Origin of the sequence: Agromyces sp. NPDC058064 (assembly GCF_042885275.1) — a bacterium.
GTDB lineage: Bacteria > Actinomycetota > Actinomycetes > Actinomycetales > Microbacteriaceae > Agromyces.
This window is the reverse complement of the sequence record NZ_JBHVSE010000002.1, coordinates 1,094,893-1,113,211: the sequence shown is the minus strand read 5'-3', so window position 1 is coordinate 1,113,211 and position 18,319 is coordinate 1,094,893. Positions and strand designations below refer to the sequence as shown.

18 protein-coding genes and 4 tRNA genes are annotated in these 18,319 nt (G+C 71.0%); 8 read left to right on the top strand and 14 right to left on the bottom strand.

What is annotated here, in order from left to right; all coding sequences use genetic code 11:
* Positions 1-9 precede the first annotated feature (9 nt).
* From ACFVSL_RS11055 to pdxS, 5 genes are all read right to left on the bottom strand, one after another.
* The gene (locus tag ACFVSL_RS11055) at positions 10-765 is read right to left on the bottom strand and encodes a YebC/PmpR family DNA-binding transcriptional regulator (RefSeq protein WP_157424128.1); all 756 of its coding nucleotides are present in this window, start codon (positions 763-765) and stop codon (positions 10-12) included.
* 106 nt (positions 766-871) lie between these two features.
* Positions 872-1,411 carry a DUF1697 domain-containing protein gene (locus ACFVSL_RS11050; protein ID WP_386940985.1) on the bottom strand — a complete coding sequence of 180 codons (540 nt, stop codon included), beginning with the start codon at positions 1,409-1,411 and terminating at the stop codon, positions 872-874.
* Positions 1,412-1,451: 40 nt separating this feature from the next.
* Complete coding sequence (locus ACFVSL_RS11045) at positions 1,452-2,165, bottom strand: hemerythrin domain-containing protein (protein WP_386940982.1); 714 nt, start codon at positions 2,163-2,165, stop codon at positions 1,452-1,454.
* A 104-nt stretch (positions 2,166-2,269) separates the two neighbouring features.
* A complete protein-coding gene (gene pdxT / locus ACFVSL_RS11040; RefSeq protein ID WP_386940980.1) occupies positions 2,270-2,911 on the bottom strand; it encodes a pyridoxal 5'-phosphate synthase glutaminase subunit PdxT in 642 nt (213 codons plus the stop codon).
* Positions 2,908-3,798, bottom strand: coding sequence for a pyridoxal 5'-phosphate synthase lyase subunit PdxS (gene pdxS / locus ACFVSL_RS11035; RefSeq protein ID WP_212277305.1), 891 nt, complete (start codon positions 3,796-3,798; stop codon positions 2,908-2,910). Before pdxS ends, pdxT begins: the two co-directional genes overlap by 4 nt.
* An 82-nt stretch (positions 3,799-3,880) precedes the next feature.
* Between pdxS and ACFVSL_RS11030 the strand changes: the two genes are divergently transcribed.
* Both ACFVSL_RS11030 and pdxY read left to right on the top strand, forming a co-directional pair.
* Entirely contained in the window at positions 3,881-5,251 is a 1,371-nt protein-coding gene (locus ACFVSL_RS11030; RefSeq protein ID WP_386940978.1) for an aminotransferase class I/II-fold pyridoxal phosphate-dependent enzyme, read from the top strand.
* Positions 5,248-6,099, top strand: coding sequence for a pyridoxal kinase PdxY (gene pdxY, locus ACFVSL_RS11025; RefSeq protein ID WP_386940976.1), 852 nt, complete (start codon positions 5,248-5,250; stop codon positions 6,097-6,099). Before ACFVSL_RS11030 ends, pdxY begins: the two co-directional genes overlap by 4 nt.
* A gap of 66 nt (positions 6,100-6,165) precedes the next feature.
* Here the strand turns inward: pdxY and ACFVSL_RS11020 are convergent, their stop codons facing one another.
* Together ACFVSL_RS11020 and thrS are read right to left on the bottom strand one after the other, a co-directional pair.
* Positions 6,166-6,750 carry an HIT family protein gene (locus ACFVSL_RS11020; RefSeq protein ID WP_386940975.1) on the bottom strand — a complete coding sequence of 195 codons (585 nt, stop codon included), beginning with the start codon at positions 6,748-6,750 and terminating at the stop codon, positions 6,166-6,168.
* Positions 6,747-8,696, bottom strand: coding sequence for a threonine--tRNA ligase (thrS, locus tag ACFVSL_RS11015; RefSeq protein WP_386941137.1), 1,950 nt, complete (start codon positions 8,694-8,696; stop codon positions 6,747-6,749). Before thrS ends, ACFVSL_RS11020 begins: the two co-directional genes overlap by 4 nt.
* Before the next feature lie 342 nt (positions 8,697-9,038).
* Between thrS and ACFVSL_RS11010 the strand changes: the two genes are divergently transcribed.
* Complete coding sequence (locus ACFVSL_RS11010) at positions 9,039-9,632, top strand: hypothetical protein (protein WP_386940973.1); 594 nt, start codon at positions 9,039-9,041, stop codon at positions 9,630-9,632.
* Positions 9,633-9,700: 68 nt separating this feature from the next.
* Here ACFVSL_RS11010 and ACFVSL_RS11005 read toward each other — a convergent pair.
* From ACFVSL_RS11005 to ACFVSL_RS10995, 3 genes are all read right to left on the bottom strand, one after another.
* Positions 9,701-9,775: transfer RNA gene (locus tag ACFVSL_RS11005), tRNA-Val, on the bottom strand.
* 25 nt (positions 9,776-9,800) lie between these two features.
* Positions 9,801-9,874, bottom strand: a tRNA-Cys gene (locus tag ACFVSL_RS11000).
* 57 nt (positions 9,875-9,931) lie between these two features.
* A tRNA-Gly gene (locus tag ACFVSL_RS10995) sits at positions 9,932-10,003 on the bottom strand.
* A gap of 239 nt (positions 10,004-10,242) precedes the next feature.
* Between ACFVSL_RS10995 and ACFVSL_RS10990 the strand changes: the two genes are divergently transcribed.
* Positions 10,243-10,315: transfer RNA gene (locus tag ACFVSL_RS10990), tRNA-Val, on the top strand.
* 153 nt (positions 10,316-10,468) lie between these two features.
* Here the strand turns inward: ACFVSL_RS10990 and ACFVSL_RS10985 are convergent.
* The 3 genes from ACFVSL_RS10985 to zapE form a co-directional block, all read right to left on the bottom strand.
* Complete coding sequence (locus ACFVSL_RS10985; RefSeq protein ID WP_386940972.1) at positions 10,469-11,053, bottom strand: type II toxin-antitoxin system PemK/MazF family toxin; 585 nt, start codon at positions 11,051-11,053, stop codon at positions 10,469-10,471.
* A 43-nt stretch (positions 11,054-11,096) separates the two neighbouring features.
* Positions 11,097-12,359: an ammonium transporter gene (locus tag ACFVSL_RS10980; RefSeq protein ID WP_386940970.1), complete on the bottom strand. Its 1,263-nt coding sequence runs from the start codon at positions 12,357-12,359 to the stop codon at positions 11,097-11,099.
* Positions 12,360-12,577: 218 nt separating this feature from the next.
* Complete coding sequence (zapE, locus tag ACFVSL_RS10975; protein ID WP_386940968.1) at positions 12,578-13,633, bottom strand: cell division protein ZapE; 1,056 nt, start codon at positions 13,631-13,633, stop codon at positions 12,578-12,580.
* 142 nt (positions 13,634-13,775) lie between these two features.
* On the opposite strand from zapE, the gene ACFVSL_RS10970 reads away from it, so the two are divergent.
* Both ACFVSL_RS10970 and ACFVSL_RS10965 read left to right on the top strand, forming a co-directional pair.
* Positions 13,776-14,675 carry a sulfurtransferase gene (locus ACFVSL_RS10970; RefSeq protein WP_386940967.1) on the top strand — a complete coding sequence of 300 codons (900 nt, stop codon included), beginning with the start codon at positions 13,776-13,778 and terminating at the stop codon, positions 14,673-14,675.
* Positions 14,676-14,744: 69 nt separating this feature from the next.
* Positions 14,745-15,191 carry a SufE family protein gene (locus tag ACFVSL_RS10965; protein ID WP_386940966.1) on the top strand — a complete coding sequence of 149 codons (447 nt, stop codon included), beginning with the start codon at positions 14,745-14,747 and terminating at the stop codon, positions 15,189-15,191.
* A gap of 35 nt (positions 15,192-15,226) precedes the next feature.
* On the opposite strand, the gene ACFVSL_RS10960 is transcribed toward ACFVSL_RS10965, so the two are convergent.
* Positions 15,227-16,450, bottom strand: coding sequence for an alpha/beta hydrolase family protein (locus ACFVSL_RS10960; protein WP_386940964.1), 1,224 nt, complete (start codon positions 16,448-16,450; stop codon positions 15,227-15,229).
* 87 nt (positions 16,451-16,537) lie between these two features.
* Here ACFVSL_RS10960 and ACFVSL_RS10955 point away from each other — a divergent pair, with 87 nt between their 5' ends.
* Together ACFVSL_RS10955 and ACFVSL_RS10950 are read left to right on the top strand one after the other, a co-directional pair.
* Positions 16,538-17,128 carry a DUF3000 domain-containing protein gene (locus ACFVSL_RS10955; protein ID WP_386940962.1) on the top strand — a complete coding sequence of 197 codons (591 nt, stop codon included), beginning with the start codon at positions 16,538-16,540 and terminating at the stop codon, positions 17,126-17,128.
* On the top strand, positions 17,121-18,317 hold the full coding sequence (locus ACFVSL_RS10950) for a ribonuclease D (RefSeq protein ID WP_386940960.1): 1,197 nt from the start codon (positions 17,121-17,123) through the stop codon (positions 18,315-18,317). Before ACFVSL_RS10955 ends, ACFVSL_RS10950 begins: the two co-directional genes overlap by 8 nt.
* Positions 18,318-18,319: the final 2 nt, after the last annotated feature.

Genomic DNA, 18,319 nt, shown 5'->3' with positions numbered 1-18,319 from the left:
GCGATCGGCCTACTCCGCCTCGAGCTCGGCCTGCACCTCGGGGGTGAGGTCGAAGTTGCTGTAGACGTTCTGCACGTCGTCGCTGTCTTCGAGGGCGTCGATGAGGCGGAACACCTTGCGCGCCGTCTCGGCGTCGATCTCGACCTTGAGGTTGGGCACGAACTCGATGTCGGCCGACTCGTAGTCGAGCCCGGCCTCCTGGAGCGCCTTGCGGACCTCGACCATGTCGGACGGATCGGTGACGACCTCGAAGCCCTGGGCGTGCGGCTCGATCTCCTCGGCGCCGGCCTCGAGCGCCGCCATCATGACGTCGTCCTCGGTGGTGCCCTCGCCCGAGACGACGATGACGCCCTTGCGGGTGAAGTTGTAGGCCACAGAGCCCGGGTCGGCGAGCGTGCCGCCGTTGCGGTTCAGGCCGGTGCGCACCTCGGCGGCGGCGCGGTTCTTGTTGTCGGTCAGCACCTCGACCATGAGGGCGACGCCCGAGGGGCCGTACGCCTCGTAGGTGATGCTCAGGTACTCGACGGCCTCGCCGCCGATGCCGGCCCCGCGCTTGATCGCGCGATCGATGTTGTCGTTCGGCACCGAGGTCTTCTTGGCCTTCTGCACCGCGTCGTACAGCGTCGGGTTGCCGTTCAGGTCGGCGCCGCCGAGCTTGGCCGCGACCTCGATGTTCTTGATGAGCTTCGCGAACGACTTCGCGCGACGCGCGTCGATGACGGCCTTCTTGTGCTTGGTCGTCGCCCACTTGGAATGCCCGGACATGACTCTCCTGTATCCGCTTCTCGACGGGTCCGCCCGCCGAGAGCCCATTCTAGACGAGCGCGGCGCGCGCGCTCGGGTGACGGCGGGATGTCTCGCGCCCCGGCCGCTAGCCGAGCACCTTGTGCAGCGTGCGCAGGTTGCGGTTCGTGGTGGTCGGCTTGTAGCGCGCCTTCGCGAGGAGCTTCGCGAACGGCGTGTCGACCGTCGTGCCCTTGACCGGGTTCCAGTACACGACGCCCTCGCCGCGCACCACCGGGTCGACCGACGCGTCGAGCCCGAGCTCCCCTGCCGCGGCGACGAGCTCGTCGAGCGCCTCGCTCGACGAGCCGAAGATCACCCACGGCTGACGGGACCCGTCGTCGGCGTCGAACGGGAACGCGGCGACCGCGCGCTCGAGCTCGCGGCGGGTGACGAGCACGATCCACGCCTCGTACCCGAACCGCTCGGAGAGCTCCCGTTCGATGCGCGCCTTCAGCGCCGGCGCGTCGGCAGTGCGATCGTCGCTCGCGAACACGACGTTGCCGCTCGCGAGCACGGTGCGCACGCCGTCGAAGCCGAGCTCCCGGAAGAGAGCGCCGAGCTCTGCGGAGCGCACGGTGATGCCGCCGACGTTGACCCCGCGCAGCAGGGCGATCCACTCGGTCATGAGCGGAGCGTAGCGCGGCCCGGCGACACGCGAGCCGGACTCAGACGAGCGCGGGCATGCCGTCCGGGAACAGGGCGCGATGCCAGGCCGTGTACTTGCGCCGCATGAGCAGCGCCCAGAGCAGCCGGACCGGCGCCGGCAGGTTCGCGCGGAACCACTCGTCGCGCTCGCCTTCGGGCACCGCGTCGATCATGAGCCCGAGCTGCACCGGCATCGCCTCCTTCGGGAGCGCCCCGCGGCCGTGTTCGCCGAGCTCCTCCCATTCGGCCTGGCTGAGCATGCGCGCCGCGACGGGCACGATGTCGGCCTCCTCGCGTCCGAGGTGCACGCCGAGCGTCGTGCCGACGTCGTCGAGCGCCGCCGCCAGCCGCTCCCCCGTCGCCGGGTCGGCCGTCGTCCGCCACTCGGCGAGGAGCCCGTCGGCGACGTCGAGCAGCTCGGAGACCCGCGCGTGCTGGGCCTTCATCACGTCGACGTGCATCGCGCAGCCGGGCTCGCGCCGTTCGAGCCGGTCCCAGAGCAGCTCGTCCTCGCCCTCGTGGTGCACGTGCAGGCCCCGGTCGACGAGCTCGACGGCGTTGCCGACGGTCGTCGCGCGCTCGAGGTCGCCCGCGGGCACGGCCCGCACGAGTCGCGGCAGCTCGCGGTACCCCCAGCGGAAGATGCGATGGATGATGAAGATGTCGCTGGTGTCGCATCCGGTCTCGTCGACGACGCGGTCGTCGGCGCCGGTGCTCGGCAGTCGTCTGGTCATCCCGCGACCGTAGATCCGCCGCGAGGCGGCGGAATCGGTGCTCGCACTGAGCGGGCGCCCCCACTTCGCGGGGCGGACCGGCGCACGAACGGCGGGCGCACGTCTCAGGCGCGGGCGCGCACCTTCGAGAGGAAGTACTGGTGGAAGCGGTGCTCGCCTGTGATCTCGGGGTGGAAGCTCGTGCCGAGCAGATTGCCCTGCTCGACGGCGACGACGCGGCCGTCGGCGAGGCGCGCGAGCGGCGTCGCAGCGGGGCCGACCGATTCGACGACCGGCCCGCGGATGAACACGGCGCGCACCGGCACGACGCCGAGTGCCGGCACCTCGAGCTCGGTCTCGAACGACTGGTTCTGCGAGCCGAAGGCGTTGCGGCGCACGACGACGTCGAGCCCGCCGAGCGACTGCTGCCCGTCGATCGCGTCGAGCAGCGTGTCGGCGAGCATGATCAGGCCGGCGCAGGTGCCGTACACGGGGAGGCCGTCGGCGATCGCCCGCCGCAGCGGGTCCGCCAGCCCGAAGGTGCGCGAGAGCTTGTCGATCACGCTCGACTCGCCGCCGGGGATCACGAGGCCGTCGACGGCCGCGAGCTCCTCGGGCCGGCGCACGAGCGAGACGTCGGCGCCGAGCGAGGCGAGCACCTGGGCGTGCTCCCGGAAGTCGCCCTGGAGGGCGAGCACGCCGACGCGGGGGCCGGCCGCGGCCGACTCCCCCGCGCCGACGGACTCCTCGCGGAGCGTCGTCGTCACCAGCCGCGCTCGGCGAGGCGGTGCGGCGCCGCGAGGTCGGCGACGTTGATGCCGACCATGGCCTCGCCGAGGCCGCGCGACACGTCGGCGATGACCGAGGGGTCGTCGTAGAACGTCGTCGCCTTGACGACGGCCGCGGCGCGCGCCTCGGGGTTGCCCGACTTGAAGATGCCCGAGCCCACGAAGACGCCGTCAGCGCCGAGCTGCATCATCATGGCGGCGTCGGCCGGGGTGGCCACACCGCCCGCGACGAAGAGCACGACCGGGAGCTTGCCGGTCTCGGCGACCTCGAGCACGAGCTCGTACGGCGCCTGCAGCTCCTTCGCGGCGACGTAGAGCTCGTCGCGCGTCATCGACTTCAGCTGGTTGATCTCCGACGAGATCTTGCGGATGTGCTTCGTCGCCTCGGAGACGTCGCCGGTGCCGGCCTCGCCCTTCGAGCGGATCATCGCCGCGCCCTCGTTGATGCGGCGGAGCGCCTCGCCGAGGTTCGTCGCACCGCAGACGAAGGGGGTGTTGAACGACCACTTGTCGATGTGGTTGACGTAGTCGGCGGGCGAGAGCACCTCGGACTCGTCGATGTAGTCGACGTCGAGCGCCTGCAGCACCTGCGCCTCCACGAAGTGCCCGATGCGGGCCTTCGCCATGACCGGGATCGAGACCTCGGCGATGATCGCGTCGATGAGGTCGGGGTCGCTCATGCGGGCGACGCCGCCCTGCGAGCGGATGTCGGCGGGGACGCGCTCGAGGGCCATGACGGCGACGGCGCCGGCGTCCTCGGCGATGCGGGCCTGTTCGGGCGTGACGACGTCCATGATGACGCCGCCCTTCAGCATCTCGGCAAGGCCGCGCTTCACGCGGCTCGAGCCCGTCTCGGGTACGGTCACAAGGAATCCTCTCGGAGGGGCGCTGGGACGTTGCGCAAACGGTTCAGACAATGTGAATGTTTGTCTTAGGCCAAAAGATAGCATGGTCGAGGACACGAGGAAGGACGGTGCCGAGATCATCGACATCGAGGGCCGTTCAGCGGCCGAGATCGCCGACAGCCTGCGCACGCTCATCGAGCGCGGCGCGCTCCGGCCGGGCGACGCGCTGCCTCCGGTGCGCGCGCTCGCCGAGCAGCTCGGCGTCAACCGCAACACCGCCGTCTCGGCGTACCGTCAGCTGACGAACGCGGGCGTCGTCGTCACACTGGGCCGGGGCGGCACCCGCGTGGCCGGCACCGCGGCCGTCGCGCAGGAGGGATTCGCCGCCGACACGGCGCTCAGGGACCTCGGCACCGGCAACCCCGACGCCTCGTTCATCCCCGACCCGTCCGGCGTCCTCCCCGGCATCGCCCGGCGACCGGTGCTCTACGGCGAGCCCGTGATCGACCCCGATCTCGAACGCTCGGCGCTCGCCTGGATGGGCGCCGACCTGCCCGACGGCACGCCGCTGCGGCTCACCGTCACGAGCGGGGCGGCCGACGCCGTCGAACGCCTCCTCGCGCAGGCGCTCACCCGCGACGACGCCGTCGCGCTGGAGGACCCGTGCTTCCTCACGAGCATCCACACGGTGCGCGTCGCGGGCTACCGCCCGGTACCGGTGCCCGTCGACGACGAGGGCATGACCGTCGACGGGCTCCGCGCCGCACTCGAGCAGGGCGTGCGCGCCGTCATCTGCACCCCGCGCGCCCAGAACCCGACGGGCGCGAGCCTCACGGCCGGCCGGGCCGCGGCACTGCGGGCCGTGCTCGCGGAGCACCCCTACGTGCTCGTCATCGAGGACGACCACTACTCGCTCCTCTCGCAGCAGCCGCACCACACGCTCATCAGCGCCGAGCACCGCCGCTGGGCGCTCGTCCGATCGGTCTCGAAGTTCCTCGGACCCGACATGTGCCTCGCCGTCACGGCCTCGGACCCCGAGACCGCCGACCGTCTCGCGATGCGCCTCACGCCCGGCACGACCTGGGTGAGCCACCTGCTGCAACGCCTCGTGCACGCCCTCGCGACCGACCCCGACGTCGCCGAGGGCATCCGCGCGGCGGGCGAGCACTACGCGGCGCGCAACGCCGCCTTCGCCGCGCTGCTCACCGCTGAGGGCCTGCCCACCACCCCCGGCGACGGACTCAACGTCTGGGTCCCGCTCGGCGCACCTGCGCGCGCGGTGTCCGAGCAGCTCATGCGCCGCGGCTGGCTCGTGCGGCCGGGCGACGAGTTCGCACTCGGCGACCACGGGGCATCCGAGCGCCTGCGCCTCACCGTGCACGAGCTCGACGACGACGAGCAGCGCCGCCTGGCCGCCGACGTCGGCGCCTCGGTGCGCGCCGTGCGCGAGCGAAGTGCGATGATCGATCGGTGAAGATTCTCTCGATCCAGTCGGCGGTGGCGTACGGCCACGTCGGCAACTCCGCCGCCGTCTTCCCCCTGCAGCGCATCGGCGTCGAGGTGCTGCCCGTGTACACGGTCAACTTCTCGAACCACACCGGCTACGGCGCGTGGCGCGGGCCGCTCATCTCGCCCGACGACGTCCGCGAGGTCATCACCGGCATCGAGGACCGCGGCGTGCTCGGCCAGATCGACGTCGTGCTCTCGGGCTACCAAGGCGGCGAGGGCATCGCCGACGTGATCCTCGAGACCGTCGCGAAGGTGAAGGCCGCCAACCCGACCGCGATCTACGCGTGCGACCCGGTCATGGGCAATGCGAAGTCCGGATGCTTCGTGGCCCCCGCCATCCCCGTGCTGCTGCGCGAGCGCGTGGTGCCCGCCGCCGACCTCATCACGCCGAACCAGTTCGAGCTCGGCTACCTGACGGGCACCGAGCCCGACACGCTCGAGTCGACGCTCGCCTCGGTCGACCTCGCCCGCGCGGGCGGCCCCGGCACGGTGCTCGTCACGAGCGTCGAGCGCCCCGACCGCGAGGAGGGCACGATCGAGATGCTCGCCGTCGACGAGCGCGGCGCCTGGATCGTGCAGACCCCGCGCCTGCCGATGAAGGCGAACGGCTCCGGGGATGTCACGGCGGCGCTCTTCACCGCGCACTACCGCCGCACCGGCGACGCCGCCGAGGCGCTCGCGCGCACGACGTCGAGCGTGTTCGACCTCCTGACCCGCACGCACGAGTCGGGCGAGCGCGAGCTGCAGCTCGTCGAGTCGCAGGAGTTCTACGCCCACCCCCGCATGCAGTTCGAGGTCCGGCAGGTGCGCTGAGCGCGCCTCCGCCGACGACGAAGGGGGCGCCGCGAGATGCGATCTCGCGGCGCCCCCTTCGTGCGACTACTCGCCCGCTGCGGGCCAGGCCTCGGCGATCTCCTGGCGCACTTCGCCGAGCAGGCGCGGGAGCGCTTTCGTGCCGGCGATGATCGGGAAGAAATTGGAGTCGAGCGCCCACCTCGGCACGATGTGCTGGTGCAGGTGCTCGGCGATGCCGGCGCCCGCGATCCGACCCTGGTTCATGCCGATGTTGAAGCCGTCGCAGTGCGAGACCTCCTTCACGACCCGCATCGCGATCTGCGTGAGCAGGCCGATCTCGGCGACCTCCTCGGCGCTCGCCTCGTCGTACGTCGCGATGTGGCGGTACGGGCAGACGAGCAGGTGCCCGCTGTTGTACGGGTAGAGGTTGAGCAGCACGTACGCGTGCCGGCCGCGGGCCACGATGAGCGACTGCTCGTCGCTCATCTCGGGGGCGCGGCAGAACGGGCACGAGTGCTCGTCGGGCTGCTGGCCGTGCTGGATGTAGACGAGCCGGTGCGGGGTCCAGAGGCGTTGGAACGCGTCGGGCACCCCCGCGAGGTCGGCCGAGGAGTCCGTCGGGACGCCCTCGAACTCGCCGGCCCCGTAGCTCGCCCCGTCGCCGCTCATGCGAACAGGTCGTCCCGCGTGTTCACCTGCAGGCGTTCGGCGATCGCGCCGCGCACCTTCTCGATCGCCGCGTTGATCGGCACGCCGTTCTCCTGGGTGCCGTCGCGGAACCGGAAGCTCACGGTCTCGGCCGAACGGTCGTTCTCGCCCGCGATGAGCTGGAACGGCACCTTCTGCGTCGTGTGCGTGCGGATCTTCTTCTGCATGCGGTCGTCGCTCACGTCGAGATCGGCACGGACGCCGAAGCCCTTCAGCTGCTCGATGATCGCGCCGAGGTACGGCGCGTACTCGTCGGCCACGGGGATGCCGACCACCTGCACGGGGGCGAGCCACACCGGGAAGGCGCCCGCGTAGTGCTCGAGCAGGATCGCGAAGAACCGCTCGATCGAGCCGAACAGGGCGCGGTGGATCATGATCGGGCGCTTCTTCTGCCCGTCGCGGTCGGTGAACTCGAGGTCGAACCGTTCGGGCAGGTTGGGGTCGACCTGCACGGTCGACAGCTGCCAGGTGCGCCCGATCGCGTCACGCGTCTTGAGGTCGATCTTCGGACCGTAGAACGCCGCCTCGCCGGGCATCTCGGTGAGCTTGAGGCCGCTCGCGCGGGCGACGTTGCGGAGCGCGTTCGTCGAGTACTCCCAGAACTCGTCGGAGCCGATCCACTTGTCCTTCTCGTCGTCGCGCATCGAGAGCTCGAGCTCGAAGTCGTCGAGGCCGAAGTCGCGCAGCATCGAGATGACGAAGTCGATGACCTTGGTCGCCTCCTCCTCGAGCTGCTCGGGGGTGACGAAGAGGTGCGAGTCGTCCTGGGTGAAGCCGCGCACGCGGGTGAGGCCGTGCAGGGCACCGGAGAGCTCGTTGCGGTACACGGTGCCGTTCTCGGCGAGCCGCATCGGCAGGTCGCGGTAGCTGCGCCCGCGCTCCTTGTAGATGAGGATGTGCATCGGGCAGTTCATGGGCTTCAGGTAGTAGTCCTGGCCCTGCTTGGTGATGTTCCCCTCGGCGTCGCGCTCCTCGTCCATCACGATGGGCGGGAACATGCCCTCCTTGTAGGTGACGAGGTGGTTCGAGGTGAGGAACAGGTCCTCCTTCGAGATGTGCGGCGTGTACACGTAGGTGTAGCCGCCCTCGATGTGCCGGCGACGGGCGTGCTGCTCCATCTCCATGCGGACGACGCCGCCCCGGGGGTGCCAGACCGAGAGGCCCGAGCCGATCTCCTCGGGGAAGCTGAACAGGTCGAGGTCGCGGCCGAGCTTGCGGTGGTCGCGCTTCGCGGCCTCCTCGAGACGGTGCTGGTAGGCGCGCAGCTCGTCCTTCGTGGGCCAGGCGGTGCCGTAGATGCGCTGCAGCTGCGGGTTCTTCTCGGAACCGCGCCAGTACGCGGCGGCGATGCGGGTGAGCGACCAGCCGTTGCCGATCATGCGCGTGTTCGGCAGGTGCGGGCCGCGGCAGAGGTCCTTCCAGACCGTCTCGCCGGTCTTCGGGTCGACGTTGTCGTAGATCGTGAGCTCGCCGCCGCCGACCTCGACGCTCTCGCCAGAGTCGCCCGGCACCGTGTCGCCCGTCGAGGCCGAGCCCTTGAGCCCGATGAGCTCGAGCTTGTACGGCTCGTCCGCGAGCTCCGCGCGGGCCTCGTCGTCGGTCACGACGCGGCGCATGAAGCGCTGCCCGGCGCGGATGATCCGCGCCATCTCCTTGTCGAGCGCCTTGAGGTCGTCGGGGGTGAACGGCGCCGCGACGTCGAAGTCGTAGTAGAAGCCGTCGGTGACGGGCGGGCCGATGCCGAGCTTGGCCTCGGGGTTGATCGACTGCACGGCCTGCGCGAGCACGTGCGCCGCCGAGTGCCGCAGGATGTTCAGCCCGTCGGGCGAGTCGATCGTGACGGGCTCGACGACGTCGGCGTCCGTCACCGTCGTCGCGAGGTCCTTGAGCTCGCCGTTGACGCGCATCGCGACAACGGAACGGTCGGTGAAGAGCTCGAAGCCGTCAGCCACCTGGATCCACTCCTTGGAATTCTCGAAACGAACCCTTCAACTGTAGTCGTGCGCGAGGACCGCCCGTCGCCAGCGCCGGGCCGCCCGGATCGACGTCCGGGCGCCGCGGCCCACCCGAACGGGGGTGTACCCCATCAACCCCGATTCGGGGGACAATCCCTGTGGACCGGTCGCTGGCCGGACCACCGGGTTCCGGTGAAAGCGAAAGCCGGTCACCGGGATCCGGCCCATCTCCTCCGCGGTTCCTCGGTGCTGCCCCTGAGACGGCCGGGCACCCGAAGTTCTAGAGTTTCGCTCATGTATGAGTCATCCGAAGAACTGGGCTCCCGCACCGAGTTCGACGAGCGCGTCATCGAACTCGCCGACTTCGAGCCCGACGTCCGCCTCGAGGAGTGGATCGAGAAGTACCGGATCGGCGAGCTCGCGCTCGGACCGATCTTCTGGGCCCCGATCGACTTCCTCTCGCCCGTGCACACCGTCGGCAAGGGCAGAACCAACCTCACCCTCATCCGTCCGACGATCATGCAGACCGACGCCGTCACGCCCTACGCCGGCTTCGACCGGCGCGAGTCGCCCACGCGGAATCCCGCCGTCTCGATCCACTTCGAGCCCGCCGCCTACGGCATCACCGGCGTGGGGACCTACGTGTGCACGTTCACCGTCGAGTCGGGTGCCCCGGTCACGCTCAACGCGAGCGGCTACGCCGCCTCCGGCACAGTGGTCGGGGCCGGGCCCAGGAGCGTGAACGGCAAGCAGACCGTGAGCCTCACCCTGAAGAACCTGCCCGCGTACGGGGGCTGGGCGGCGATCGAGCAGACCTCGGGCGACTCGTGGGCCTGGTACTCGACCCGCATCGCCTATCCCCCGCTCGTGTTCGAGCAGTTCGGATGACGACGCGGGGGAACGAACCGCACGCGTCAGGAGACGAGAAAAGCCCCGGCTGATGCCGGGGCTTTCCGTGGTGGGCGATACTGGGATCGAACCAGTGACCTCTTCCGTGTCAGGGAAGCGCGCTACCGCTGCGCCAATCGCCCAGAATCGAGTGCGAGGCTCTCGATCTGGAGGTGGATACGGGATTCGAACCCGTGTATACGGCTTTGCAGGCCGCTGCCTCGCCTCTCGGCCAATCCACCGCGTATGGGTTCTCCACCAAAAGAACAGGAGTCAAGCATGTGCTTGATCCTGATCAGAGCGGATGACGAGATTCGAACTCGCGACCCTCACCTTGGCAAGGTGATGCGCTACCACTGCGCCACATCCGCGTTGCTTTCGCATTTCTGCGTGCAGAGAAGACTTTATACACACTTCGGGCGATTCACAAACCGAGCGACCGCTGAACGCCGTTCCGGCCGGTCAACGGCCGATTCCGACGTCGATTCCCGGGCGTGTCGAGCCGTCGCGGACAGCCGAGCACCCCTCAGCTGTCGCTCGATGTGCATTCGTCCCCGATCGTCGGCTAGTATCGAGTCCGCGGTCACCGAGAGGTTCCGCGAATCCCTCAGGGCGATTGGCGCAGCTGGTAGCGCGCTTCCTTCACACGGAAGAGGTCGTCGGTTCGAGCCCGGCATCGCCCACTGAGATCAGAACGCCCCCGACCGCGGTCGGGGGCGTTCTGCGTTTCCGGCGGATGCCGCGCCCCGACTTCGGAGATCGCACGCGATTCCGGTGCTGACGAGGAGTTCGCGACCGAGATCGTGGCGATCTCCGAGCCCGTGGCGCGCGAACGCTCATCGCCACCCGTAGCGCTGCGCCAGCGCGCCTGCAACGAGACCGAACCGCCGCTCGTCGAGCGACGCGGCCTCGCGGCGCATGCCGCCGGCGCGAACCCGGAACACGCGGTCGGTCTTCGCCCAGCTGGGGCGGCCCGAGACATCCCAGGGGCCCTCGCCGAGCGAGACGTAGTCGCGGTCGCCGTCGTGCGCCTTGCTCGTGAGCTGCACCGCCAGGTAGTCGCCCGCCCTGGAGGCGGCGACGATGACGACCGGGCGGTCCTTGCCGCGCCCGTCGCGCTCCTCGTAGGGCACCCAGGTCCAGACGACCTCACCGGGGTCGGGGTCGCCGTCGGCAGTCGGTGCGTAGCTCAGCTCGACGCCCCGCAGCCGGTCGGGGTCGACCTCGATCGTCGCGTCGTCGCCGAACCGCCCCGGCGAGGGCTCGCCGTCGGCGAACGGCGCCCGCCGCGAGGCATCCGACCCCGCCGCCGGAGCGGAGGCGCCGGCCGGCGAACCCGCCGATTGACGAGTGGAGGCGGGCGAGACGATCGCCCGCAGGACGCGCCCGAGGGCGGTGAGGAAGCGGCTGGTGTCTGACACACCGGGCACACTACCCCACCGCCCTCGGGCGGCCGGGGACCGATCAGACGGTCTCGAGCTTGTAGGCGTCCTCCCCGTGCACGACGGTGTCGATGCCGGCGATCTCGTCCTCGTTCTTGACCCGGAAGCCCATCGTCTTCTGGATGAGCGTGCCGATCCCGTAGGTGAGCGCGAACGAGTACGCGAGCACCGAGACGGCGGCGATCGCCTGCACCGCGAGCTGCGTGAAGTCGCCGCTGTAGATGAGGCCGGTGCCGTTCGCGAAGAAGCCGAGGTAAAGCGTGCCGATGAGGCCGCCGACGAGGTGGATGCCCACGACGTCGAGCGAGTCGTCGAAGCCGAACTTGAACTTGAGGTCGATCGCGAGGGCGCACACGGCGCCGGCGACGAGACCGAGCACGATCGCCCAGACGGGCGTCAGCGAGGCGCAGGCCGGGGTGATGGCCACGAGGCCCGCGACGGCGCCCGACGCGGCGCCCACCGAGGTCGGCTTGCCGTCCTTGATCTTCTCGACGAGGAGCCAGGCGAGCAGCGCGGCGGCCGGGGCGGCGATCGTGTTCACGAAGGCGAGGGCCGCGGTGCCGTCGGCGGCGAGCTCGGAGCCCGCGTTGAAGCCGAACCAGCCGAACCACAGGAGGCCCGCGCCGAGGAGCACGAACGGCGGGTTGTGGGGCACGTGCGCGCCCTTCGAGAAGCCGACCCGCTTGCCGAGCACGAGGGCGAGCGCGAGGGCCGCGGCGCCCGCGTTGATGTGCACCGCCGTGCCGCCCGCGAAGTCGATCGCACCGACGCCGAAGAGCTCCTGCATGCCGTAGGTGATCCAGCCGCCGTAGGCGAAGCTGCCGTCATCGGCGAGGCCGAAGTTGAAGACCCAGCTCGCGACCGGGAAGTAGACGATCGTCGCCCAGATGCCGGCGAAGACCATCCAGGCGCCGAACTTCGCGCGGTCCGCGATCGCACCCGAGATGAGGGCGACCGTGAGGATGGCGAAGGTGGCCTGGAAGGCGACGAAGGCGAGCGGCGGGTAGGCAGCGCCCTCCGGCGTCTCGAGGAGGCTCTCGAGTCCGATCGCCGACCAGTCGATCGACCAGGGCGGGACGAGGCCCTCGGAGCCGGGGAACGCGACGGCGTAGCCGAAGAGGACCCAGAGCACGCCGATGAGGCCCATCGCGCCGAAGCTCATCATCATCATGCTGATGACGCTCTTCGCCTTGACGAGGCCGCCGTAGAAGAACGCGAGCCCTGGGGTCATCAGCAGCACCAGGGCTGCGGCGATCAACAGGAACGCGGTGTTGCCTTGATCCATCTCTCGAACCTCTCTCGGATTGCAGGGCGGGGGACCCTGTGCGCCCAAGTTTCACGAGGGGACGTTTCGAGAGGGATCGTGCGATGTTTCCGGCCCGTTACGGGTCGCGGCGTCGTGTGAACAGCGCGTTTCGGGATGCTGCCGAAACGCGAGGAGAACGCCGTGCGCGGGCTGCGACCCGGCGTCGCAGGGTCACCGCGGCGCACGGCGCGCACCGCTCAGTCGTGCGGCGGGAGTTCTCCCGAGGTCAGCGCGATCATCCGCGAGATCGCACGCAGGTACTTCTTGCGGTAGCCGCCCGACATCATGTCGCCGCCGAAGACCTGGTCGAGTGCCAGCCCGCTCGTGATGATCGGCACCTCGGCGTCGTAGGCGCGATCGATGAAGGCGACGAGCCGGAGGGCCGCGTTCTGGTCGGTGAGCTCGTGCACCCCCTGCAACGCGATGGTGTCGAGCCCCTGCACGAGCTTCACGTACTTCGACGGATGCACGGTCGCGAGGTGCGCGATGAGTTCGTCGAAGGTGTCGAGCGAGACGCGGTGGTCGCGTTCGGCGAGCGCCTGCGCGGTGCGCGCGACCTCGTCGTCGGTCGCGAGGGCGACCGCGTGCCCCTCGGTGTCGCGACGGCGGTAGTCGAGGCCGTCGATCCGCAGCGTCTCGAAGTTCGAGGAGAGGGCGTGGATCTCGCGGAGGAAGTCGGCCGCGGCGAACCGCCCCTCGCCGAGCGCGTTGGGCGGCGTGTTGGAGGTCGCCGCCACCCGGGTGCCGCTCGCCATGAGCTCGCCGAGGAACCGGGTCATGAGCATCGTGTCGCCCGGATCGTCGAGCTCGAACTCGTCGATGCAGATGAGCTTCGCACCTCGCAGGAGGTCGATCGCCGGCTGGTAGCCCAGGGCGCCGACGAGCGCGGTGTACTCGATGAAGGTGCCGAAGTACTTCGGTCCGTGCGCGACGTGCCAGAGCGCCGCGAGCAGGTGGGTCTTGCCGACGCCGAAGCCGCCGTCGAGGTAGACGCCGGGCAGCTCGATGCGGGCGGGGCGCTTCCGCGAGAAGAAGCCGCCCGGTCGCTGGGCCGCGCGCCACGCGCCCGCGAACTGGTTCAGCCGCTCGAGGGCGGCCTGCTGCGACGGGAAGTCGGGGTCGGGCCGGTACGACTCGAACGAGGCGTGCTCGAACTGCGGCGGCGGCACGAGCTCGGAGGCGATCTCGGCGCCCGAGATGGCCGGGTTGCGGTCGACGAGCCGGATGGGGACGTGGCTGGAGGCCGAGGTCATGCTGGTGAGCTCCCGTATTGCACCGGATGACGGGTGCCGTGACTGCGCCCCGCGGGCCGCGTAGATTCGAGTGTGGACAGGTCATCAGCCTAGTCCGCTCCCCCGCACACCCCCGCCGACCAGGCGATCCCAGGAGGTCCCCATGCCCGCCGAGTTCGACTCCGCCGCGAAGTTCGCCGAGTACGCCCACCCCGAGCGACTCGTGTCCACCGCCTGGCTCGCCGAGCACCTCGGCGAACCCGGACTCGTCGTGGTCGAGTCCGACGAGGACGTGCTCCTCTACGAGACCGGCCACATCCCGGGCGCCGTGAAGATCGACTGGCACCTCGACCTCAACGACCCGGTCGTGCGCGACTACGTCAGCGACGAGCAGTTCGCCGCGCTGCTCGGCTCGAAGGGCATCTCGCGCGACTCGACGATCGTCGTCTACGGCGACAAGAGCAACTGGTGGGCGGCGTACGCGCTGTGGGTCTTCACCCTCTTCGGCCACGAGGACGTCCGGCTCCTCGACGGCGGCCGAGACCTCTGGATCGCCGAGGGCCGCGAGATCACGACGGATGCCCCGGCGGTGACTCCCGTCGACTACCCGGTCGTCGCGCGCGACGACCGCCGGGTGCGCGCCTTCAAGGAGGACGTGCTCGCCCACCTCGGCAGCCCCCTCATCGACGTCCGCTCGCCCGAGGAGTACAGCGGCGAGCGCACGACGGCCCCGGCCTACCCCGAGGAGGGCGCCCTGCGCGCGGGCCACATCCCGACCGCGGCGTCCGTGCCGTGGGCCCGCGCCGCCGCCGGCGACGGCACCTTCAAGGGCCGGGCCGAGCTCGATGCGATCTACCGCGACGAGGTCGGGCTCGCCGACGGCGACGACATCGTCGCCTACTGCCGCATCGGCGAGCGCTCGAGCCACACCTGGTTCGTGCTGACGCACCTGCTCGGCTTCGACCGGGTGCGCAACTACGACGGCTCCTGGACCGAGTGGGGCAGCGCGGTGCGCGTGCCGATCGTGACCGGCACCGAACGCGGCGAGGTGCCCGGGCGCTGACCCGAGGGGCCGCCCCACGCGCGCGCCTTCGCGGCCGTGCGGGTCCGCGGCCGTGGGAGGATTGAGGCGATGGAACAGACCACGCTGCCCGAACGCCTCGCCGAGACCCGCGACGACTTCCTCGCCCTCGGCGTGCGCGACCGGCTCCAACTGCTGCTCGAGTTCTCGAACGAGCTGCCCGAGCTGCCCGAGCGCTACGCCGAGCACCCCGACCTGCTCGAGCGGGTCGAGGAGTGCCAGTCGCCCGTGTTCATCTTCGTCGAGGTCGACGGCGGCATCGTGCACCTCTACGCCACGGCGCCCGCCGAGTCGCCGACGACGCGCGGCTTCGCCTCGATCCTCGTGCAGGGCCTCGCGGGGCTCACCGTGCAGCAGGTGCTCGACATCCCCGCCGACTACCCGCAGTCGCTCGGGCTCGGCGAGGCGGTCTCGCCGCTGCGCGTGCGCGGCATGACGGGCATGCTCGCGCGCACGAAGCGCCAGCTGCGCGAGCGCGTCGCCGCCGCCGCCGGCTGACCGCGGCCGCGGCGCACCGGCGCACCGGCGCCGCCTCAGCCGACGATCTCGACCGCAGCACCGTCCTGGTCGTCGGCCGTCCGCGCGGCGAGCCAGCCGGTGATGAGGCCGTTCCACCGCTCGGGATCGTGGTTCCAGAGCTTGGTGTGACGCGCCCCGGTGAACTCCTCGAACCGGACGAGGTCGGGGCGGGCCGCCGCGAGCCGGCGCGAGCCGTCGATGGGAACGAATCCGTCGTCGACGCTGTGCATCAGCAGGATGGGGACCGAGAGCTCGCTCGCGCGGGCGACGGGATCGAGCTCCTCGAGCGAGATCGGTGCCGCGAGCCCCGTGAGGCCTCCCCCGTACGGCGCGCCGAGCACCCGTGCGACGACGTCGCCGAGCCCGCGCGGCAGCCCGAGCGCGCCGCCCTGGAAGCGGAGGATGTCGACCCAGTCGATGGCGGGCGACTCGAGGACGACGCCGACGAGATGCTCGCGGACCTCGGCCGATCGCAGCACCGCCTGCAGCGAGATCATGCCGCCCATCGACCAGCCCATGAGCACGATCTCGCGCGCACCGTGCTCGATCGCGAAGTGCACCGCGGCGACCACGTCGGCCCATTCCGTGCCGCCGAGCCCGTAGCGGCGATCGGTGCTCTCCGGCGCCTCGCCGTCGTTGCGGTAGGAGATGAGCAGGCTGTCCCATCCGGCGGCGCGAACCGGCTCCACCGCTCGGAGGCCCTCGTGGCGTTTGGCACCGCGCCCGTGCACCTGGACGACCCAACGGTCGCTCGGCGGGTCGGCCGGGATCCGCCACGCGGGCGCCGGGCCGAGCGGCGTCTCGACGACCACGTCCTCGTAGGGCGCGTCGAGCTCCCACGGGCCGAGGTGGAACGCCCCGTTGATGCGGCCCCGCGTCGCCCGCTCGGGGCGCCCGAAGTCGGTCGAGACGAGCGCCCGGCGCACCCGGCCGTCGCGCTCCTCGAGCACGTCGCCGAGCCTGGCGTGACCCGAGTCGTGCTCGAACCAGAGTCCGTAGCGGCCGCGCATGCGGGCCTCATCGTTGGCGGCGAGCGTGATCTCGCCGGCTGCCGTGTCCACGCCGAGGATCCGGAGGTCCTGTTCCCGCCGGGTCGGCGGGGTCACCACCTTCCGGGCGAAGACGACGGCGAGCACCGCGGCCGTCGCGCCCGTCACGAGGGCGATCACCCCGGCGAGCAGCGCTGCGGCGCCGACCGCCGTCCGTACCGCCCCGCCCCGTTCTCCGCGCTGCGTCATCGGCATCCTCCCCGTCAACCGTCCCGTGTGCGTCGCGATGCGGCGTGCCGCCGTCACCGGCTCCGGTCGAGACTCTAGTCTGCACTCGTGCCCGACCACCCGTCCTCGCTTCCCGCCGAGTTCGAGGCCGCACTCGCCTCGATCCGAGCCGCCGTCCCGCGCGCCGAGCTCGCGGTCTCGGAGATCCCGGCGCCGGGCGGGCTCGCGCCGCACGCGACCGCCCTCTCCGCCGATGTGTCGCCCACGCGCCACGGCGACGACTCCGAGCTCGGAACCGGCCGGTTCATCCTGCTCTACGACCCCAGCGAGCCCGAGGCGTGGGGCGGGCGCTTCCGCGTGGTGTGCTTCGCGCAGGCGCCGCTCGAGACCGACATCGGCCTCGACCCGTTCCTGGCCGAGGTCGCCTGGTCGTGGCTGATCGACGCGCTCGACGCCCGCGGGGCGCACTACATCGCCGCCTCGGGCACGGCGACCAAGATCCTCTCGACCGGGTTCGGCGAGCTGGCGGCCCAGGGCGACGGCGCCCAGATCGAGCTGCGGGCGTCCTGGACCCCCCTCGATGCCGAGATCAAGGCCCATGTGGAAGGCTGGAGCGAGTTGCTGTGCATGCTCGCAGGGCTTCCGCCCCGTTCCGAAGGGGTGACCGCACTGCCCCGACGGAGGTCGAATCGTGGATGACTACCGGGTGATCGAGACGCCCGCGGAGTTCGACGACGCCGTGAAGCGCCTCCTCGACGGCGCCGGACCGATCGCGGTCGACGCCGAGCGGGCGAGCGGCTTCCGCTACTCGCAGCGCGCCTATCTCATCCAGATGTACCGGCGCGGCTCGGGGGTCTTCCTCTTCGACCCGCCGCAGATCCCCGACTTCTCCGCCCTGCAGGACGGCATCCATTCCGAGGAGTGGGTGCTGCACGCGGCCAGCCAGGACCTGGCTTGCCTGCGCGAGGTCGGGCTCGACCCCGATCGGATCTTCGACACCGAGCTCGCGGCACGCCTGCTCGGCATGCCGCGCGTCGGACTCGCCTCGGTCGTCGAGGAGCTGCTCGACATCAGGCTCGCCAAGGAGCACTCGGCGGCCGACTGGTCGACCCGGCCGCTGCCGCAGTCGTGGCTGAAGTACGCGGCCCTCGACGTCGAACTGCTCGTCGACGTGCGCGACCGGCTCGTCGACCGGCTCGCGGAGGCCGGCAAGACCGAGCTCGGCGGGCAGGAGTTCGATGCCGTGCTGCACCGCGCGGCGAAGCCGGCCGCGGCCGAGCCCTGGCGCCGGCTCTCCGGCATCCATGCGATGCGCAACGGGCGGAACCTCGCGGTCGCCCGCGAGCTCTGGCTGTCCCGCGACGAGCTCGCGTCCTCCACCGACGTCGCCCCGGGCCGGCTCGTGCCCGACGCCTCGATCGTCGCGGTGGCGAAGTCCCTGCCGTCGACGCGCCGGGCGCTCGCCGACCTGCGCGAGTTCACCGGGCGCCAGAGCCGCAGCGAGCTCGACCGCTGGTGGACGGCCGTCGAGCGCGGGCTCACGACGACCGAGCTCCCCGCCGTGCGGGTGCCGAACGACGCCCCGCCGCCCCCGCGCGCCTGGGCCGGGCGCAACCCCGAAGCCGACGCCCGCCTGAAGACCGCCAAGACGGCGGTGGCCGAGGTCGCCGAGTCGCTCGAGATGCCGGTCGAGAACCTCCTCACGCCCGACTTCCTCCGCCGTGTGGCGTGGGCTCCCCCGCAGCCCGCCGATGCCGAGTCGATCGGCGCCGCGCTCGCAGACCTCGGTGCCCGCCCGTGGCAGGTTGCCGCAACCTCACAGATTATCGCTGCTGCGTTTGTGGAGGCATCACAAGCCCTGCTCGACGCCACCTCCGACGATTCGTAGGA

Bases quoted from the DNA above. Each gene is read 5' to 3' on its own strand.
- ACFVSL_RS10965 (WP_386940966.1), top strand. From the start codon at position 14,745: ATGGAACAGACCACGCTGCCCGAACGCCTCGCCGAGACCCGCGACGAC.
- ACFVSL_RS10980 (WP_386940970.1), bottom strand. From the start codon at position 12,359: ATGGATCAAGGCAACACCGCGTTCCTGTTGATCGCCGCAGCCCTGGTG.
- thrS (WP_386941137.1), bottom strand. From the start codon at position 8,696: ATGCGCGTCAACGGCGAGCTCAAGGACCTCGCGACGACGGTGACGGAC.
- ACFVSL_RS10970 (WP_386940967.1), top strand. From the start codon at position 13,776: ATGCCCGCCGAGTTCGACTCCGCCGCGAAGTTCGCCGAGTACGCCCAC.
- zapE (WP_386940968.1), bottom strand. From the start codon at position 13,633: ATGACCTCGGCCTCCAGCCACGTCCCCATCCGGCTCGTCGACCGCAAC.
- ACFVSL_RS11010 (WP_386940973.1), top strand. From the start codon at position 9,039: ATGTATGAGTCATCCGAAGAACTGGGCTCCCGCACCGAGTTCGACGAG.
- ACFVSL_RS11050 (WP_386940985.1), bottom strand. From the start codon at position 1,411: ATGACCGAGTGGATCGCCCTGCTGCGCGGGGTCAACGTCGGCGGCATC.
- ACFVSL_RS11020 (WP_386940975.1), bottom strand. From the start codon at position 6,750: ATGAGCGGCGACGGGGCGAGCTACGGGGCCGGCGAGTTCGAGGGCGTC.
- ACFVSL_RS11045 (WP_386940982.1), bottom strand. From the start codon at position 2,165: ATGACCAGACGACTGCCGAGCACCGGCGCCGACGACCGCGTCGTCGAC.
- ACFVSL_RS11055 (WP_157424128.1), bottom strand. From the start codon at position 765: ATGTCCGGGCATTCCAAGTGGGCGACGACCAAGCACAAGAAGGCCGTC.
- ACFVSL_RS11030 (WP_386940978.1), top strand. From the start codon at position 3,881: ATGGTCGAGGACACGAGGAAGGACGGTGCCGAGATCATCGACATCGAG.
- ACFVSL_RS10960 (WP_386940964.1), bottom strand. From the start codon at position 16,450: ATGACGCAGCGCGGAGAACGGGGCGGGGCGGTACGGACGGCGGTCGGC.